24 protein-coding genes are annotated in these 15,748 nt (G+C 60.0%); 6 read left to right on the forward strand and 18 right to left on the reverse strand.

The annotated features are described in order from the left end of the window. Positions 1-338: 338 nt before the first annotated feature. Positions 339-917, reverse strand: a complete 579-nt coding sequence (locus tag FS777_RS13735; protein WP_078478570.1) for a GNAT family N-acetyltransferase — start codon at positions 915-917, stop codon at positions 339-341. Positions 918-1,016: 99 nt separating this feature from the next. Then, positions 1,017-1,349 (reverse strand): hypothetical protein, encoded by a 333-nt coding sequence (locus tag FS777_RS13740; RefSeq protein ID WP_145256030.1) that lies wholly within the window; start codon positions 1,347-1,349, stop codon positions 1,017-1,019. Between the two features lie 197 nt (positions 1,350-1,546). Here FS777_RS13740 and FS777_RS13745 point away from each other — a divergent pair, with 197 nt between their 5' ends. After that, entirely contained in the window at positions 1,547-1,846 is a 300-nt protein-coding gene (locus FS777_RS13745) for a hypothetical protein (RefSeq protein ID WP_145256033.1), read from the forward strand. Positions 1,847-2,302: 456 nt separating this feature from the next. On the opposite strand, the gene FS777_RS13750 is transcribed toward FS777_RS13745, so the two are convergent. Then, positions 2,303-2,560: a hypothetical protein gene (locus FS777_RS13750; RefSeq protein WP_058604136.1), complete on the reverse strand. Its 258-nt coding sequence runs from the start codon at positions 2,558-2,560 to the stop codon at positions 2,303-2,305. 315 nt (positions 2,561-2,875) lie between these two features. On the opposite strand from FS777_RS13750, the gene FS777_RS13755 reads away from it, so the two are divergent. Next, entirely contained in the window at positions 2,876-3,184 is a 309-nt protein-coding gene (locus FS777_RS13755; protein WP_058638258.1) for a hypothetical protein, read from the forward strand. Positions 3,185-3,220: 36 nt separating this feature from the next. Here the strand turns inward: FS777_RS13755 and FS777_RS13760 are convergent, their stop codons facing one another. The 3 genes from FS777_RS13760 to FS777_RS13770 form a co-directional block, all read right to left on the reverse strand. Continuing rightward, entirely contained in the window at positions 3,221-3,451 is a 231-nt protein-coding gene (locus FS777_RS13760; protein WP_058638257.1) for a hypothetical protein, read from the reverse strand. Positions 3,452-3,587: 136 nt separating this feature from the next. After that, complete coding sequence (locus FS777_RS13765) at positions 3,588-3,794, reverse strand: hypothetical protein (RefSeq protein WP_058638256.1); 207 nt, start codon at positions 3,792-3,794, stop codon at positions 3,588-3,590. Positions 3,795-3,911: 117 nt separating this feature from the next. Then, positions 3,912-4,220 (reverse strand): hypothetical protein, encoded by a 309-nt coding sequence (locus FS777_RS13770; RefSeq protein ID WP_078478572.1) that lies wholly within the window; start codon positions 4,218-4,220, stop codon positions 3,912-3,914. A gap of 213 nt (positions 4,221-4,433) precedes the next feature. Between FS777_RS13770 and FS777_RS13775 the strand changes: the two genes are divergently transcribed. Next, complete coding sequence (locus FS777_RS13775) at positions 4,434-4,760, forward strand: hypothetical protein (protein WP_058638381.1); 327 nt, start codon at positions 4,434-4,436, stop codon at positions 4,758-4,760. A 92-nt stretch (positions 4,761-4,852) separates the two neighbouring features. Here FS777_RS13775 and FS777_RS21440 read toward each other — a convergent pair whose 3' ends face one another. Beyond that, a complete protein-coding gene (locus FS777_RS21440; RefSeq protein WP_023533860.1) occupies positions 4,853-5,023 on the reverse strand; it encodes a hypothetical protein in 171 nt (56 codons plus the stop codon). Between the two features lie 136 nt (positions 5,024-5,159). Here FS777_RS21440 and FS777_RS13780 point away from each other — a divergent pair, with 136 nt between their 5' ends. After that, a complete protein-coding gene (locus FS777_RS13780) occupies positions 5,160-5,678 on the forward strand; it encodes a methylated-DNA--[protein]-cysteine S-methyltransferase (RefSeq protein ID WP_145256035.1) in 519 nt (172 codons plus the stop codon). On the opposite strand, the gene FS777_RS13785 is transcribed toward FS777_RS13780, so the two are convergent. Beyond that, positions 5,663-5,905 carry a hypothetical protein gene (locus FS777_RS13785; RefSeq protein WP_058604143.1) on the reverse strand — a complete coding sequence of 81 codons (243 nt, stop codon included), beginning with the start codon at positions 5,903-5,905 and terminating at the stop codon, positions 5,663-5,665. The two genes, FS777_RS13780 and FS777_RS13785, sit on opposite strands and share 16 nt — an antisense overlap. Next, entirely contained in the window at positions 5,902-6,642 is a 741-nt protein-coding gene (locus tag FS777_RS13790; RefSeq protein WP_058638252.1) for a carbon-nitrogen hydrolase family protein, read from the reverse strand. The genes FS777_RS13785 and FS777_RS13790 overlap by 4 nt, the downstream gene beginning before the upstream one ends. Before the next feature lie 112 nt (positions 6,643-6,754). Between FS777_RS13790 and FS777_RS13795 the strand changes: the two genes are divergently transcribed. Further along, positions 6,755-7,447, forward strand: a complete 693-nt coding sequence (locus FS777_RS13795; RefSeq protein WP_058638251.1) for a metallophosphoesterase — start codon at positions 6,755-6,757, stop codon at positions 7,445-7,447. Here the strand turns inward: FS777_RS13795 and FS777_RS13800 are convergent. After that, positions 7,428-8,039, reverse strand: a complete 612-nt coding sequence (locus FS777_RS13800) for a LysE family translocator (protein ID WP_145256038.1) — start codon at positions 8,037-8,039, stop codon at positions 7,428-7,430. The genes FS777_RS13795 and FS777_RS13800 overlap by 20 nt on opposite strands. A gap of 97 nt (positions 8,040-8,136) precedes the next feature. Next, entirely contained in the window at positions 8,137-8,958 is an 822-nt protein-coding gene (locus FS777_RS13805; RefSeq protein WP_058638249.1) for an AraC family transcriptional regulator, read from the reverse strand. A gap of 129 nt (positions 8,959-9,087) precedes the next feature. Here FS777_RS13805 and FS777_RS13810 point away from each other — a divergent pair, with 129 nt between their 5' ends. Beyond that, positions 9,088-9,711: a LysE family translocator gene (locus FS777_RS13810; RefSeq protein ID WP_058638248.1), complete on the forward strand. Its 624-nt coding sequence runs from the start codon at positions 9,088-9,090 to the stop codon at positions 9,709-9,711. A gap of 88 nt (positions 9,712-9,799) precedes the next feature. Here FS777_RS13810 and FS777_RS13815 read toward each other — a convergent pair whose 3' ends face one another. The 7 genes from FS777_RS13815 to FS777_RS13845 form a co-directional block, all read right to left on the reverse strand. Beyond that, a complete protein-coding gene (locus FS777_RS13815; RefSeq protein WP_058638247.1) occupies positions 9,800-10,126 on the reverse strand; it encodes a hypothetical protein in 327 nt (108 codons plus the stop codon). 154 nt (positions 10,127-10,280) lie between these two features. After that, positions 10,281-10,556, reverse strand: a complete 276-nt coding sequence (locus FS777_RS13820) for a peptidylprolyl isomerase (protein ID WP_027916368.1) — start codon at positions 10,554-10,556, stop codon at positions 10,281-10,283. Between the two features lie 75 nt (positions 10,557-10,631). Continuing rightward, positions 10,632-11,402 carry a 3-hydroxybutyrate dehydrogenase gene (gene hbdH / locus FS777_RS13825; RefSeq protein WP_058638246.1) on the reverse strand — a complete coding sequence of 257 codons (771 nt, stop codon included), beginning with the start codon at positions 11,400-11,402 and terminating at the stop codon, positions 10,632-10,634. Positions 11,403-11,580: 178 nt separating this feature from the next. Further along, positions 11,581-11,862: a peptidylprolyl isomerase gene (locus FS777_RS13830; protein ID WP_058604152.1), complete on the reverse strand. Its 282-nt coding sequence runs from the start codon at positions 11,860-11,862 to the stop codon at positions 11,581-11,583. 36 nt (positions 11,863-11,898) lie between these two features. Continuing rightward, complete coding sequence (locus FS777_RS13835; protein ID WP_145256041.1) at positions 11,899-13,008, reverse strand: 3-deoxy-7-phosphoheptulonate synthase; 1,110 nt, start codon at positions 13,006-13,008, stop codon at positions 11,899-11,901. 570 nt (positions 13,009-13,578) lie between these two features. Next, positions 13,579-13,887 (reverse strand): hypothetical protein, encoded by a 309-nt coding sequence (locus FS777_RS13840; RefSeq protein ID WP_145256044.1) that lies wholly within the window; start codon positions 13,885-13,887, stop codon positions 13,579-13,581. Between the two features lie 98 nt (positions 13,888-13,985). Next, positions 13,986-15,281: an MFS transporter gene (locus tag FS777_RS13845; RefSeq protein ID WP_058638244.1), complete on the reverse strand. Its 1,296-nt coding sequence runs from the start codon at positions 15,279-15,281 to the stop codon at positions 13,986-13,988. Positions 15,282-15,748: the final 467 nt, after the last annotated feature.

The following is a 15,748-nucleotide window of genomic DNA, read 5'->3' on the forward strand; positions in this document are numbered from 1 at the left end:
CAGCCTGCCCTGACTTATTTTTGCGCTTGAACAAGCGCGTGAAGAAGGTAGGCATGACTAGCCCTTTTCGAAAAGCCTGTTGAGAAGCCCTTCTTGATGCACATTGTCGTAGCACCCAGGCTGGTTGGGTGGTGTGGCGTCGCAGGGGATGTTTCGCTGATCCCAGCGACTGCCATAGGGGCTGTTGAAGTAGTGATTGCATCCTGTAAGCAGGGTCGCCATCAGCGCGATTAGTAGACCTTTATTCATTGCAACCTCATCCACCAAGTGTCCCGGTTAGGACGGCGTTGGCAATAAGCAGGGCACAGGTGAGTCGAATCAAATGGCTCCTTTCCAGTTCAACCAATACCGCGACCATCAGCCCTGTAAGCTGCGGTATTTGCCAACCAGTCAGCCCGCGTCATCTGCCAGAGTTCAACATCCATCAAGCCGCTTACAAACCATCCTTTCTGCAAGCCCACCAAGCGCATCCCCTCAAATTCTGATACTCGACGAGATGCGTGATTGGCCACCGCCTTGGGCACCTGCATGATCGGCCGCGCCAGTGTTTCGAACCAGTAGGCGGTGACGACTGCGCACGCCTCACGCATATAACCGCGACCCCACCACTGCGGTGCCAGCCAGAAACCCCTGTTGTTTCCGGGCTGTTCGAACAGGCTAATGCTGCCCAGTCTGCAGTCAGGGTCATCACGCATGCGAATCATCCAATGCCATTCACAACCTGCCGCCATTCCCGGCAGCGCAATGTCGCGAACATAGGCCAGGGCGCCGTCGACTGGGTAAGGCCATGAAACCCGACTATCCAGATAGCGCACCACCTCCCATTGGGGGAATTGCTCTTGGATGAAGGCAACGTCCTCCAAGCACAGACCCGTGAGCACCAGCCGATCAGTAAAAAGCGTGGGATGACCATCCATGGAGTTGATACCTCTTGGTCCTTTAACGAGTAAGGCTATCGGTCTGAGTCTGACGCTCTGTGCTTATCGAAGTCAGGCTGATGCGTCCTTCAAGGCATATTAACCATTGACCCGCACAGCCAACAAAGCCCGTTCCTTGCTCAGCGGCTTGAGCAGGCCTGGCTGGTCTCCAATTTTCATGAACAGATAATGGTCTCCACGCTCGCCACGGAGGATGCGATAGACCTGGGCGGTTCTGTCCGTACTGGGCGAGGTTAATTTGTCGACCAGTAATGTGTACCTAGTGACCCCTAAGGTGCTCAAGGCATCTGCAAGTTCGGTATCGATCTTCGCTCGCCATTTCTTCATGACGTGCCGGTGCGCCATGACCGTCAGGCTAATCGCCAACAGTGGCGTCACCGCGGCTGAGAAGAAGGTAACTAACGTGTTCATGATTTATGCTCGCGGCAGATGTGCAGTGTGTCCAGGCATCGCCAATGGCTCCCTGTCGGCATGGTCCTGCATTATGGCACTGACGTTTTCCGCTCGTCTGATCGATAACGCTCGATGCCATATTTTGCTAGTAGCCCAAGCGGCGGGCCGCTAATGTCCCCCGTAGTGGCCATTAGACTAAAGTATTAGGAGGCGCGATGCGGATGCGCGGCAGTGTGTTCTGGTCCTGGGCTGATCCTACGTTGCACCACCGCGCGCACGAAGAGACGTTGATCGACAGAACGTCGATCAATGTTCAGGTTCGCTTGTCGCGAAACGGCCGGGTTCAATTGTTCATCGGTGTCTATGCCCCGGGCGGCATGCCTGTCTATGAGGAGGCGTTCGACGACCGCCCAAAGGAGTCCATGTCCCGGGCATTGGCCTGGGGCGTCATGAAGGCCCGTGAAGTGGCTTCGTGCAATTCCCTGGGCATCCCCAAGCGTGACCATGGAACGTGATGGCTGCGTATGCGCCTGAACTGCTGGGCGCGACCAATGCCTAACGCATGACACGTTGAGGAGCTTGAGCATGACTGATCAGCAGCATGAACCCAAGAAAGATGAGGTACCGGCTCACGCCACCGAGGAGGAAAAAGCGAGGCTCAAGGACAAGAACAAAGATGGGATACCGCCCGGCGTTGCCTGATAGTGCTCACTGGGCGTGAACTTCTGAATGCCATCGCTTATCTGACTTACGCGCCGGCTCGCCCGGCCGTGGACAGTCGTCTTTCAAGCGGATAGTTGCGTATGTTTTCAGAGGATTTCTACGGTATCTACCTCGTTGTGGAAGCGGTGGTGGCTTTCGTTATATTGGCGATCGCCGCTCACTGGAGTCAGGGTATCTGATGGAGCGAGGCGGCACGGGTCACCCCGTGCCGCTGCATCTTTGGTGATCGATCGCAGCCAATCGTCGACTCAGCCCCTGATCACCTCTAGCCGTGCTCGGCCTGCTTCGGTAATCGCGTTTTCGCCTTCGTCACTGATGCGGTACCGCCCCGAAGGCATCTTGTGAATCGAGAATCGCACCAGTCCGCTGCGGGCAAGCGCTTGCCCGGCTTCATAACTCATTGCACTTTCAAGATCGAATACCTTGATTTCACCAATTTTGAAACGTGAAAACGCGATGAGTGCTGAATCGATGACGTCTTGGCTGACGGAATGAACGTGTTCCATTTGACTTCCCAGTTCGTGAGTGGCCCGGTCCGTGGGCAATAGCAACGGACCCTGGCAGTTCGTCGAAAGCCGAACGCTACTACGCGCGATACGGAACGTGTACTGGGTTTGCATCCACGCTGGATGCAAACCCAGCGACAGTGACTGCGCTCCGGAAGTGACAGATGCCTTCACTCAAGAGGTCAACTGAACGCTCGAATAGCAGCCAGGCGGGTAGAGGCGTCATGGGTGCTTTGCTTTTGACAAACCCAACCGCAATACTTCGCTTATTCAATTGGAGGAACTTGCGTGGAAACAAGAAGTGCTGTGGCTGAAATGTTCATTGGTATTCCAACACATTTCTGGGTATTGCCCGTAGCAGGTCTGATCGCATACTACGGCGTCAAATGGTCAGCCAAGCCTACACCAAGCGCGCAGTGGATCAGAAGGGCAACCTATTTGCTGTTGATCGCCTTGGCTCTGATCCCGAATGCATTCTACACGCTCATGCCGCCTAACCCCGGCCCTGAGCAGCTCATCGATAACCACCCAATGCCCAATTATGCCGGCCGCTTGTACTTGGACCTGTTCTACGTGTTCAGCGGGTGGGCTTTGAGCAAGGTGGTCAAGCTCAGGTTTCGTTGAGGCGATCTGCAGTGCATGGGGATCGAACACAATGCGTTACTTGTTAGGCACCGTAGGGCAAAGCGAGCTCTGCATCTTGGTTGCTACCTCGCGCAGGGCTTCGGTCACCTGTGCAAGGGCTTGGATGTGCGCGTCCACGTCGATCTGATCAGGATGGGCACCCCGCGCCTGTATGAAGCGCGCATGGCCATTGAGGGCTTTGCCAAGCGCTTCTAGATGATCGGCGGTTTTGACCAAGTCCGATTTGATGCAATCGAGTGATTCCATGAACACGTTGACTCGCTGAAAGATGAGTCAACGTTAGCATGTTCGCGTCCGCTGCGCCTGGCGACGCTTGCGGCAACGGCGCAGGGCGATGGAGCGCCTGGACGCACTCTGTTTCTCCACCTGGCCGCGCGTCCCATCAGGACGGTGCCTGGTCTTCGGACTGCACCATCAGCACCGATCCTTGAGCGTCCGTGCCCAGTAGGGCAGGGCCGCCATCAGCACGGGCTTCTGCAAGCGCTGTATCAGGGGTGCGAAAAATCTGCTGACGCTGATCGGGACTTACAAGGGTCACCAGCTTACCGCTCTGGTAAAACAACCGCGTTTGTTTGGACGGCTCTTTCATGGGTTCGGCATCCTTAGGTAAGGCGTTCTTGTGCCGGGATTGGCCTGATGACATTGCCAGTCTCTACCTGCCCATGCTACTGGCAGAACTGTCAGGCGACAGCGCGCGCAGCGCCGGCTACTCTATCAAGCGTTCCGGATTGAAGAAAAAAGATGCGATCAGAACCGCAGCGATAACCCCGGTGGCGTCAGCCAGGAACAACGACAGTGAGTGACTGTTGCCCACTGATGCGCCAAGTCCTGTAGCAAAATTCACCCCGTGCGGGAATGCAGCAACCATCAGTAGAACACTGGCCAGCAGACAAGCGAGCAGCTTCATGTAAAGCCTGCCGAACGCCAGCCCATAGGTCCAGAACACCAGGATGCACACCATGGCCAGACCAGTGGAGGTTGCAAACTGTGCAAGCACTTCAAGCCACCACACCATGTAGGACTCCAACGAATAGCCAAATTAGATCAGTCAATCAGTGCCACATCACCGTGGCCGTGCATGATTGCTCATCAGAAACAACACAGGCTGCATTCGTTCCGTAGGTAGTTCAATAAAGGGCAACCGCGATGTTTTCAGCATTCGACGATGGTCCATTACTCGTTCCTGCTCTGCTTGCTAAAATGCCCGCAACTGATCGAGGCCAAAGAAATGCCTAATTACCTTTATGTCGTGCCGGCGCTGTGCGTAGCACTTGTGGGCTGCGCCTCACCAGGCAAGCCCACTGCCAGCAAACTCACATCCAAAACGCCCCAGCAGTATGCAGCCTGCGTAATGCCGCAGTGGCAGGCACTGGCACCCAATTCAACGCAGAAATCCATACCCCATGGCGTACGTATGACAGCGCCAAGTGCGGTGACGACCGATGATGTGTTGGAGGTGATCGAATCGGGCGAGGGTAGCCGTGCAACGTTCTACAAAGGCAGCTTTCTGTCGGGCGACAAGCTGAGGGTGGCGGCACGCGAATGTCTTGATTGACACCAGCGGTGGGCGGATTTGCTTACGTAGGTGATTGCAGGAAAAAGGGCGGTCCTTCGCCTACTGAAGTGTGTGGTGGTTTCGCCCGCCGTTCATTGGAGCAGTGCAGGCTTGCGTGCGGTTTTGCGGCGTACTACATTGCATACCCAGCGCTTGCCGCACCGGTAAGGCGCGCGGATGAACGTAAGGTCAGCGATCAACCTGGCCCCTTGTGCTTTCAGGGCTTGTGCGAGTTGTGCGAGCGTCTCAGCTTCGATAGTCATGATTCACCTCGTCAGTTGCTTGTAGCGTTCACAAGTGTTGACCGGTGCTGATTCGCAGTAATTCAGTTCCATTACGGTTAGTCGCTTTGTCATAAGCACCCCGTCGCAAGCTGCCTTTTGGATCCCGAGTCGCGATATGCCCAGCTTGTACACCCTCATGCCATCGCCAGTTGGCACGCTGACCCTAGTCTCTCAGGATCAAAGGCTGAGTGCGGTGCTGTGGGAGCAGGAACGAGAGAACAGGGTACGCCTTGGCCCGCTGCAGCGTGAAGACCGCTGCCCTGTTCTGATCGAAACCGCACATCAACTGAGCGAATACTTTGCCGGTAAACGTCAGCGTTTCGATCTGGCCTTGGCATTCACTGGAACGGCGTTCCAGCGTCAGGTGTGGGACGCGTTGCTGAGCATCCCCTTCGGTGAAACCCGCACGTACGGTCAGATCGCCCAGCAAATCGGCAACCCCAGTGCCGTGCGGGCGGTGGGGGCTGCCAATGGGCGCAATCCGATTTCGATCATCGCACCCTGTCATCGCGTCATAGGGGCTAGCGGCGGGCTTACCGGCTTTGCCGGTGGGCTGGCAGCCAAGCAGTTGCTACTGGCCCTCGAAGGCCGGCAAACGTTGCCATTGCACTTGCAGCTTCAGCCTAGCCAGTAGACGCCGGCGCACGACGTCGCCGTCAGGACCGTACCTACCATGAGCGAGTACTCCCAGCGCACCCGGCGCAACCGTTGCTCAACGGCGCGCAGGTATTGACCTGGGGTCGGGGCATCGGTGCGATGGCGCATACCCTCGGCGATGTCAGCCACCTGGCCATCGAGTAGCAATCCGACCACGTAGTAGCTTAGCCCGTAGCTCGCCAGGGCCATTACCAGGTAGATCACGCTGGCGCGTCCAGCGGCATGATGCTGGCAGTGCCAGCCTCGGTGTCCAGTAGCAGCATGCCTTCGCTGTGAGGGTCCAGGCAACCCAGCAGGCGGCCCTCACTGTCCCATGCCGCAGAACCACCGGCCGCCACGAAATGGTCGGCAGGTCCAACGCAGTTGGCCATCAGCACGATCAAGCCCAGTTCTCGCGCCACCTGCGGATAATGCGCGTGTCCTTCCCCTACGCCTTTTGCCGTCTTGGCCACACTGACCAGATAGATGTCTGCCCCTCGTTCTTTGGCCGATGCAGCGTGGGCCATGAACATGGATTCATAGCAGATGGCCGGCGCGATTCGGTGCTGCGCCGCCTGGATCAGCGAGGTGCTCGCCCCAGCGTAGAAGTAGGGCAGTTCATCTTCGTGCAGGCGCTGTTTAGCATAGGCTTGGCGCGGGGCGCTCGGGGTAAAGATCGGCATGCCGATCTGGATGCCGTTCGGGGTTGGCAGTGGTAATCCCGCCGCAACGATGATGCCCAGGCGGTCACTTGCCGCTTGCAGCGGGTCCAGATGTGGAGAGCATAGGGGCAGCGCAGCCTGACGGGCAATGCTGGGTTCGTAACCGGTCAAAGACAACTCGGGAAAGACGATCACGGCAGCGCCCACGTTCGCGGCCTGTTCGATGCAGGCCAGATGACGCCTGACGTTAGCAGCCACATCGCCCTTGAGTGAACCCAGTTGCGCAGCGCACAGCTTCATGACACTTCCTTCCCTGGTACGTGATCGCCGAGCATACTCCCGACCAGACGCTTGTGCCATGCTGTCCAGGCAAGGGCCTAGGGTCTTTGCCTACTTGCTAAGGGATCAGGTCATGCAGCGTTTCCAGGTTGTTGGCGCCAATGTTCTGGGTCGAGACCTGGCCGTGGGAGACATACACGGCCATTTCGACCGGTTGCAGCAAAGCCTGGACGCCGTCGGTTTCGATACGGGCAAGGATCGGCTGTTCAGCGTTGGCGACCTGGTTGATCGCGGTCCAATGAGCCGGGCAGCCCTGCACTGGCTGGAGCAGCCATGGTTCTACGCGGTCCAGGGCAACCACGAGTCACTGGCGATCAACCTGGTGCGTGGCGGCCGGCTGGACCTGGACATGTACCGTGCGGCCGGGGGTGGATGGTTCATCGATTCAGCGGCCGCTGAGCAGCTGCGCTTCGTCGAACGCTTCGAACAGATGCCAATCGCTTTGCAGGTCGAGTCGGCAAGCGGCCCTGTAGGCCTGCTGCATGCCGACAGCCCGTTCGATGACTGGTCGACCCTGGGTACCTGGCTCGAACTGGGCGACGATCCAGACGTGCTTGAAACCTGCCTGTGGTCAAGGCGACGTTTGAAGCAGGGCGATACCACGCCCATAAATGGGCTGCGTGCCCTGCTGGTCGGCCATACCACCGTCCAGTCTGTCAGGCAGCTGGGCAATGTGTGGCATCTGGATACCGGGGGATGGACCAGTGGGCATTTCAGTCTGATGGACCTGCGTACGCTGACGCTCGTCAACGCCAGGCCAGCGTGATCAGCAAACCCATGCCGAGCAGCAGCAACACGAGGCCCGACAACCGTTCGAGCAAGGGCAGGGCGGCGCTGAATCGCCGCAGCACCCGCGGGTGGCCTATGCCGACGGCGACCAGCAAGTCCCAGGCAAGCACCGCGCAGAGCATCCAGACTCCGTACGACACCTTCCACACCGTGGAACTGCCCGCCACCAGGCTGGCCAGGCTTGCATAAAACAAGGCATTTTTAGGATTGAGCAGGCCTGACAGCAGGCCCATCTGCAGGTTGCGCCACCAAGTGGGCGATGTGCTGCCCGAAGTCGCGCATACGCTGGTACTGCCGGCATGACGCACAAAGGCAATACCCAGGTAGATGAGATAAACCGCACCAGCCAGTTGCAACAGGTCGAACAGCACGCTGCCCTCGTGCAGTATGGATACTCCGGTAAATGCCAGCACGATGAATACCCCGTTGCTCAATGCAATGCCCAGGCATGCACCGCTGGCCACGCGCCAGCCGCTGGCAATGGCAGTTCGGGCAATCAGGAAGAAGTCCGGCCCTGGCGACAACAGCGCCAGGAAGTGGGCGAGGGCAATCAGGATAAACGCTTGCATGGTCGCAGGTTACTCGGCGCTTGAGGTCAGTTGCCCGAGTGTGCGGGCACATGAACCCCGCGTATTGAACAATATTGCAGGTGATGACCGCGCAGCCTTACTTCGTGGTCTGCCCCTTGAGGTATAGCCCGGGTGTGATCCCGACATGCGCCTTGAATACCCGCTGGAAATGACTTTGATCAGCGAATCCCAGGTCGTGGGCGACTTGCACCAATCGGTGACCCTGCCGGAGCAGTCGACGACTCTGGTTGATCCTGGCGTTGAGCACGTAGGCGTGCGGAGTCAGACCTGTGGCAGCGCGGAACGCGCGAATCAGTTGATAACGGCCAAGGCCGGCCTTACGGGCAAGTGACTCCACGGTCAGGCGAGTCGGGTCCTGGTCGCGCAGGTCCATGAGCAAGCCCTGCAGCGCCGGCGCTTGAAGGACGGGTGCTGCGGCCGAGGGCGAGAAGGTGTCGAAATCCATGTCGCACAGAAAAGCGATCAACTCGGCCTCCTTTTGCACCGGGGTCGCCTCGGAAAACAGCACGGCATTCAGTTGGCAGAACCGGCGGTACGCCTCGGCATCCCGGCTGACACGCGCCGGTTGCTCAGGGGCGCCGCAGGGCAGGCCGGACTCAGTGCGCAGCTCGGCCAGCCAGCTCGCATCCACATGCACCATCTGGTAGCTCCAGGGCTGGTCTGCCTCGGGGTTGCAGGCATGGACCCGGTGCGCGGGGACCGCCACCAGCGTACCGGGGGTGAGCCGCTCGGTACCGCAGCCTGCACCCGTGAACAAGCTGGAGCCTGCGTCCACGGCACCGATAGAGAATGTCGGATGGCTATGGGCCTTGTAGCAGGCTCGGCTGTTACAGGCGCGGCGGCTCTCGACCTGCGGCAAGCGCGGGTCTCGCCACAGGGTGGTAGTGGAATGGGGCATCGAAGGGTCCTTGTGATGACCGACAGCTTAAACAGCCGCTGCTCGCCCGTACAGTTGTGGCACGTGGCTGTACCTTGACGCTGCGGCCCGGTACCTGCGATACAACCCGTGAATTCAGAGGAGAGAGAGATGGACATTGCCAGCCTGATGCTTTTCATACCGGCCTGCTTTGCCCTGAACATGGCACCAGGCCCCAACAACCTGTTGTCGCTTCACAACGCCAGTTGCTATGGCTTGCGTACCGCGTGCTTTGCCGGGGTAGGACGCCTGCTGGCCTTCAGCGGCATGATAGGCCTTGCGGCCATGGGCCTGGCCGTGGTCCTGCATACCAGCGAAACCCTGTTCCTGGCGATAAAGGTGGTGGGGGCGGGGTATCTGTTCTACCTGGCGTGGCAACTGTGGCGTGCCCCAGTGGCCGCGGCCGTCGAGGCTGGGTACCCGCCATGCAATAGTTGGCGTCTGGCGCGTCAGGAGTTCATGGTTGCAGCAGGCAATCCGAAAGCCATCTTGATATTCACGGCTTTCTTGCCACAGTTCGTATCGGTCGCCAGCCCCGTCCCTGTAGGTCAACAGTTCCTGCTACTGGGCGCTCTGTTTCTGCTGCTGGAGTGGGCAGCTATCGCGCTCTACGCCGCAATCGGCGCCTATTTGCAGCGATGGTTTTCAAGGCCGCGGCCGCGTAGGTTGTTCAATCGCACCAGTGCCGCGATGCTGGCAAGCGCTGGAGCAGGGCTGTTGGTCGTCCGGCGTTGAAGAAGGCCAGGGCGCGTATTACCCTCGCGCCCCTCTTGCGTGTCAGAACTGCCAGCGCACACCCAGGTTGACGCCGCTAGCCTCCTGTTCACGGCTGTCCAGGTGCGTCGAGTCCGTCACCCTGTTTGACGTTGCCCTCGATCACGCCGCCGCTCACGACGAAGTCATCGATGCCGCCGCCCTGATTGACGTTGCCGGCGATCGTGCCGGAGGCCATGTCGACACTGTCCCGGCCTGGACCGAAGGTGGCATCGCCTTCGGTGGCGCCGGTGCAATTCGCCGGAAACACCAGGCGGTTGTCGCCCTCGGTATCGACGAGCGAAGGCGAGGACCCGCTGTCACAAACATACGTGTCGTTACCGGCGCCAGCGAAAAATGTGCAAGCTGCCTGAGCAAATGGTAGGGTCGCGCCCAACAAACTCAGTGAGCCCCAATCAGTCGTACACGCATACCAAAGCCGCCGCCCGTCTTCAATTGCGCGGGGTCAGGCACTTTTTACAGAGGCAGGCTTGAGGGCGACAACTGGCAGAACTGCTAGCTGCTGGGTACTGAGGTGGCAGTGTTGAGACTCAGTCGCGGTAGAACGTCTGTACCAGGTGATAGCCGAATTTGCTCTTCACAGGCCCATGCACCACGCGCAAGGGTTTCTTGAAGATGACCTGGTCGATCGCACCGACCATCTGCCCAGGTCGAATCTCCCCGAGATCGCCGCCACGCTTGCCCGAGGGGCAGAGGGAGAACTTCCTGGCGAGCACATCGAACGCCTCACCCTTGGCGATGCGCTGCTTGAGCTTTTCAGCTTCGTCAGCAGTCTTGACCAGGATGTGGCGGGCTTGGGCTTTCATGATCTACCTATGCATGCAGCGAGAGAAAGCAGGCATTATGCCCGACGCACCGCTAGCCGTGCGAACCGGCATGGCTTATTGCGCCAGCCATCCACCGTCCACGTTCCAGGCTGCACCGCGTACCTGGCTGCCAGCCTCGCTGCACAGAAACAGCACGAGTTCGCCGAGGTGCTCAGGGGTTACGAACGCCTGCGAAGGCTGTTTTTCCGCGAGCAAGTCCCGCTGTGCCTGCTGGGGATCGATGCCGGTTGCTGCACGTGCGTCGATCTGCTGCTGCACCAGCGGCGTCAACACCCAGCCTGGGCACAGGGCATTGCAGGTCACGCCGCTCATGGCAGTTTCCAGCCCTACGACCTTCGTCAGGCCAATCACCCCATGCTTGGCGGCGACGTACGCGGATTTGCCTGTGGAGCCGACAAGCCCATGAACCGAGGCGATGTTGATGATGCGCCCCCAGTTGCGGGCACGCATGCCTGGCAGCACCAGGCGAGTGCCGTGGAAGACCGCAGACAGGTTCAACGCGATGATCTTGTCCCAGCTGTCCACCGGGAAGTGCTCGACGGGTGCCACATGCTGGATGCCTGCATTGTTGACCAGGATGTCCACGGCACCGAATGCCTGTTCAGCAAAGGCCAGCAGGGCCTCGATCTGAGCGGCATCGGCAAGGTCTGCGGGGTGATGCCGCACCTGCACCCCTAACTGCTCAAGGCTGGCGATGGCCGGTGAAGGGTCACCAAAGCCGTTGAGCACGATGCTGGCCCCCGATCGCGCCAGCACATGGGCAATGCCCAGGCCAATGCCGCTGGTGGAACCTGTGATCACTGCTGTCTTGCCTTTGAGGGTCATGCAAAGCTCCCTAGCAGCGCGCCGGCGCTGACTGGAACGAAGAAAGCCATTGGGCATCGCCCGGGATGGGCTGAGCGTAGGAGCGGAGCGGCTGATCAAAGGTTCCGTGAGGACCTTCGCATGGCGCCAATACATCGGCTTTGAGCCACTCCCTCCTACCAGGCTTGCTTCGCAGGATTTAGTCCTGGCGGCTGGTCACTTCCAGCAGGTGGTAGCCGAATTGGGTCTTGACCGGACCCTGGACGGTGTTGACCGGGGCGCTGAAGACGACAGTATCGAATTCCTTGACCATCTGGCCTGGACCGAACGAGCCCAGGTCACCACCCTGGCGGCTGGACGGGCAGGTGGAATTGGCCTTGGCGATTTCACCGAAGTCAGCACCCGCTTCGATCTGGGCCTTGAGTTCGTTGCACTTGTCTTCGCTGTTGACCAGGATGTGACGGGCGGTTGCACGTGCCATGGGGTACTGCTCCTTGGGAGGGTAAAGAGGCAAAGCCTAACGCACTTCAACCGGTTGTGTCTCGCAGGGTTCGGCCTGCCGCTCACCTAGACGTCGTGCCGCATTGTGCAACAGTGATTCGGTGGTGCTCCAGCCAAGGCAGCCATCGGTGATGGACACGCCGTATTTCAGCGCCCCTTTGCCGAGCGCCTGACAACCCTCGAACAGGTGCCCTTCGATCATCGTGCCCACGATCGAGGCGTCCCCATTCAACCGCTGTTGCAACACCTCGTTGAACACAGCCGGTTGCCGGGCCGGGTCCTTGCCACTGTTGGCATGGCTGCAATCGACCATGATGCGCGCAGGCAGACCCGCTTTGGCGAGCCCCTGGCGGGCCAGGGCGACGCTGTGGGCGTCGTAGTTCGGGCCCTGATGGCCACCGCGCAGCACCAGGTGAGTGTGCGCATTGCCCAGGGTTTCGACGATCGCAGGATAGCCCTGTGCATCCATGCCGAAATGCCGGTGGGCATGGGCAGCGCTGCGCATGGCGTCTGTCGCGATGGCCACGCCGCCATCGGTGCCGTTCTTGAAGCCCACCGGCAGCGCCAGCCCGCTGACCATTTCCCGATGAATCTGTGATTCGGTAGTACGGGCGCCGATGGCAGCCCAGGCCAGCACATCGTCAAAGTAGCCAGCAGCCATGGGTTGCAGCAATTCGGTCGCGACCGGCAGGCCCCGTTCGATCATGCCCAGCATCAGCCCACGCGACAGTGCCAGGCCTGCGTGCATGTCGTCACTTCCATCGAGGTGGGGATCGTAGGCCAGGCCCTTCCAGCCTACCGTCGTGCGCGGCTTTTCGACGTAGGCACGCATCACCAGCAGCAGGCGATCATCGACCTGGCGGCTCAACGCGGCCAGGCGATCGGCGTACTCCAGCGCCGAGCGCGGATCATGCAGCGAGCACGGCCCTACGATCACCAGCAGGCGGTGGTCGCGTCCTTCGAGAATGTCGCAAATGGCTTGGCGGTGCGCCTGGACTTGGTGTGCGAGCGAGGCAGAGAGCGGCATTTGCTGTTTGAGCAGGTGCGGACTGGGAAGACGGCGGCTGACAGCGGTATTGGCAGCTTGAGGTTGGGTCAGAGGCAGGGCGAGGCTGGATGCTTGCATGGGGATTTTCCTTGGGCGGACGGCAGGCGCTATATCCTGCGCGGTCGGCCCTATCGAGGTGTTCGACAGATCGGTGATTGGCTATTGGCTGAAACAGTGCCACCTGTGCAGAACCGATCGGAGGCGGCAGGCTGGCCCGAGCGGACGTGACTAAATCGCCAAGTGAAGGTGCCAGCTACGTAATAGGTGTTGTATTTCATGAATCTGTCCTCTGAATCGTTTGGGTGTAGGCCTGAAAAACAAAACCCCCGGTCGGGAGGCCGACCGGGGGTTTGAGTATTCTCATGTTCGGCGGCCCCTCGAAGGTGGACGCCGTGTGGGTATCGGCGCCTAGTGGCTAAACCAATACCCGAAGTAATAGGAGGCAGGTGCATTGACAGACACGGTCACAGCCGATACTGGGCGCGAAGCGCGGCCAGTGGCAAGGACGAGTGTGTGGATGGTTGCTTGCATGTTGCTCTCCAGTGAATGAGCCCGAGCTTACTGCACATTGCGCGGGCCATTCAATGGAAAAATGCTATGAGCGCAATCGATGGGATGATTACGTTGGAGGGTCACGAGACCGCGGTCTTAGTGACTGTCTTGATCTTCAGCTTGCCCACCGTTGGCACCTGCGCCGGAGCCTGTGGCTTCGCCGGTGCTGTTGGATCCGCCTGCCGCACCGTCATGGGCACCTGCTGCGCCGGCGTTGCTGCTGTCATTGTCACGGCTGCTGCCTGGGGTATTAACGCTGCTGCCTTCACCTGCAGTCTTGCCGCCCATCTGGTCGGTTTTCGGGTGCATATCGGTGTTGGTAGTGTCAGTAGCGGCCTGACTGGTACCGGCCAGGGTGGCCAAGGCGAATGCAACGGACAGCGAAAGGCTACGGATGCGAATCATGGCGAAGCTCCTGTGCATGGAATCTGTCATTGCTTTGGCAAAGACCTGCACAGGAGGTGCCCTGAGGGCGACGGATGGTCGTTTACGGCACGCTTACCTCAACAGGCCTCGCCATGATGCGATGGCTTGGGTTCGGCCGTTTCCATCGGAGGATGCTCCTGGGCAGCATGCATCAGGTCCTCGGTAACCCGCAGTTCAGCGCCGGTAGGCGAGAAGGTGGTGGAGGCGGTGAACGGGGCAGGGTGTTCCGCGGCCGGACGCTTGCCGCGCCGCCACAGGAAAAAGCCCACCATCAACAGGTTGACCACGGCAAAGGCCCAGAAAAGCCCGGCTTCGCCAAACTCGGTCATGACCGGCGAAATCGCCATCGGCGCCATCGCCGAGCCCAGCGAGTTGATCAGCAGCAGCCCTTGGATCATGGGCACCAGGGCATCGGATGGGGCACGGTCGGCCGCATGGCTGACCGCCACCGGGTACAGGGTGAACACCCCGCCGCCCAGTAGAAACAGCATTGCCGGTAGCAGGAACGCATCCGAGGGCAGGAATACGGTGACCAGCGCCAGCGCAGCGCACACCGCAGCCAGGGCAATCAGCACGTCCTGGCGGTCCCTGCGGTCCGACCAACGCCCCACGGGGTATTGCAGCAGCATGGCCCCGAGGATGACCCAGGCCATCATATTGCCCACTTCGCCAACGTCCAGCCCGATACGTTGGAGGTACAGCGGCAGCAACGTGTAGATCCCGGCTATGGCCACGCCGGAACCAAAACATCCCACCAGCCCCGAGGGTGCCACGCCCAGCAGCTGCCGCGGCTTGAGCGGCTCGACCTGGTCCAGCAGTGGCGAGACCCGTGGCAGGATCACGATCGGCAACACCGACAGCGCGGTGAGCACACCCGCCAGCATGAAGGGCGCGGTCTCGCCCAGGCGAGTAATCTCGCCAAGCCCTGCCTGGGCCAGCACGCCGGCGCCATAGAAAGCGATCATGTACAAGGCCAGCAGGCGACCGCGGATCTTGGCGTCCCCGGCCAGCAGCAACCAGCTTTCGATCACCAGAAACACACCCACGGCCGCCCAGCCATTGATCAGGCGCAGCACCGACCACCAGGTCACGTCATAGAACAGGCCTTGCAGCAGGATGGTGACGCCGATCAGCGATGCAAAGCTGGTGTAGGCGCGGATATGGCCGATGCGCAGGATGAGCCGATCATTGAAGATGGCGCCCAGGGTCAGGCCGATGAAGTAGGTGGACGAGACGATGCCGATGGTGGTGGCAGACTCGCCAGCCTCGCCGAGTCGCAGGGTGGTCAGAGAAGACATGAAGCCGTTGCCCAGGGCAATGATGAACAGCCCGAGCAGCGGCGCCAGCGCCATGGCCAGCAAACGCGCAGACATAGGTACCTCAAGTTGGATATGCGAAGGTTGGCCTTTTCGAGCGCGCACGCCGATCGACCCGGATAGGGTAGAGGCTGCACGGATGCGACCTGGGCAAGACTCAACCGCTTGGCCATGCGAGAAGACGGCCGGGCGGGGAGGGTTGAGCCTATTTCACATGAACGTTCATGGGGTCAGGCGCGGACTCGGTCTTGGTTGCCGGTTGCCACCGTTCAAGGCGACGGGCGAAAAGGAAGCGCGATTCTACGGGCTTGCAGGGTTTTGCCAAGGGTTGACTGCCTGCGGCGCGATGCCGCAGTCTCGGAAAGACATGCCAATGTCTTTCCCAGGCAAATCTCCCGCTGTTGCTGTTGCTGTTGCTGTTGCTGTTGCTGTTGCTGTTGCTGTTGCTGCTGTTGCTTCTAAGCGCGCGGTAGCTCAGGCGCCGCAGATCGCGACTTCAGGAGGCCGAGCGCAGGGCTTGCGGA

Source organism: Pseudomonas sp. DE0157, assembly GCF_007678615.1.
GTDB classification, from domain to species: Bacteria; Pseudomonadota; Gammaproteobacteria; order Pseudomonadales; family Pseudomonadaceae; genus Aquipseudomonas; species Aquipseudomonas parafulva_B.

Excerpts from the sequence above, each read along its gene's own strand:
- FS777_RS13835 (WP_145256041.1), bottom strand. The coding sequence starts at position 13,008 with ATGCAAGCATCCAGCCTCGCCCTGCCTCTGACCCAACCTCAAGCTGCC.
- FS777_RS13735 (WP_078478570.1), bottom strand. The coding sequence starts at position 917 with ATGGATGGTCATCCCACGCTTTTTACTGATCGGCTGGTGCTCACGGGT.
- FS777_RS21440 (WP_023533860.1), bottom strand. The coding sequence starts at position 5,023 with ATGACTATCGAAGCTGAGACGCTCGCACAACTCGCACAAGCCCTGAAA.
- FS777_RS13820 (WP_027916368.1), bottom strand. The coding sequence starts at position 10,556 with ATGAAAGCCCAAGCCCGCCACATCCTGGTCAAGACTGCTGACGAAGCT.
- FS777_RS13760 (WP_058638257.1), bottom strand. The coding sequence starts at position 3,451 with ATGGAATCACTCGATTGCATCAAATCGGACTTGGTCAAAACCGCCGAT.
- FS777_RS13800 (WP_145256038.1), bottom strand. The coding sequence starts at position 8,039 with ATGCAAGCGTTTATCCTGATTGCCCTCGCCCACTTCCTGGCGCTGTTG.
- hbdH (WP_058638246.1), bottom strand. The coding sequence starts at position 11,402 with ATGACCCTCAAAGGCAAGACAGCAGTGATCACAGGTTCCACCAGCGGC.
- FS777_RS13845 (WP_058638244.1), bottom strand. The coding sequence starts at position 15,281 with ATGTCTGCGCGTTTGCTGGCCATGGCGCTGGCGCCGCTGCTCGGGCTG.
- FS777_RS13775 (WP_058638381.1), top strand. The coding sequence starts at position 4,434 with ATGCCTAATTACCTTTATGTCGTGCCGGCGCTGTGCGTAGCACTTGTG.
- FS777_RS13745 (WP_145256033.1), top strand. The coding sequence starts at position 1,547 with ATGCGGATGCGCGGCAGTGTGTTCTGGTCCTGGGCTGATCCTACGTTG.
- FS777_RS13750 (WP_058604136.1), bottom strand. The coding sequence starts at position 2,560 with ATGGAACACGTTCATTCCGTCAGCCAAGACGTCATCGATTCAGCACTC.
- FS777_RS13805 (WP_058638249.1), bottom strand. The coding sequence starts at position 8,958 with ATGCCCCATTCCACTACCACCCTGTGGCGAGACCCGCGCTTGCCGCAG.
- FS777_RS13770 (WP_078478572.1), bottom strand. The coding sequence starts at position 4,220 with ATGGTGTGGTGGCTTGAAGTGCTTGCACAGTTTGCAACCTCCACTGGT.
- FS777_RS13830 (WP_058604152.1), bottom strand. The coding sequence starts at position 11,862 with ATGGCACGTGCAACCGCCCGTCACATCCTGGTCAACAGCGAAGACAAG.
- FS777_RS13755 (WP_058638258.1), top strand. The coding sequence starts at position 2,876 with ATGTTCATTGGTATTCCAACACATTTCTGGGTATTGCCCGTAGCAGGT.
- FS777_RS13740 (WP_145256030.1), bottom strand. The coding sequence starts at position 1,349 with ATGAACACGTTAGTTACCTTCTTCTCAGCCGCGGTGACGCCACTGTTG.
- FS777_RS13795 (WP_058638251.1), top strand. The coding sequence starts at position 6,755 with ATGCAGCGTTTCCAGGTTGTTGGCGCCAATGTTCTGGGTCGAGACCTG.
- FS777_RS13840 (WP_145256044.1), bottom strand. The coding sequence starts at position 13,887 with ATGATTCGCATCCGTAGCCTTTCGCTGTCCGTTGCATTCGCCTTGGCC.
- FS777_RS13765 (WP_058638256.1), bottom strand. The coding sequence starts at position 3,794 with ATGAAAGAGCCGTCCAAACAAACGCGGTTGTTTTACCAGAGCGGTAAG.
- FS777_RS13790 (WP_058638252.1), bottom strand. The coding sequence starts at position 6,642 with ATGAAGCTGTGCGCTGCGCAACTGGGTTCACTCAAGGGCGATGTGGCT.
- FS777_RS13780 (WP_145256035.1), top strand. The coding sequence starts at position 5,160 with ATGCCCAGCTTGTACACCCTCATGCCATCGCCAGTTGGCACGCTGACC.
- FS777_RS13810 (WP_058638248.1), top strand. The coding sequence starts at position 9,088 with ATGGACATTGCCAGCCTGATGCTTTTCATACCGGCCTGCTTTGCCCTG.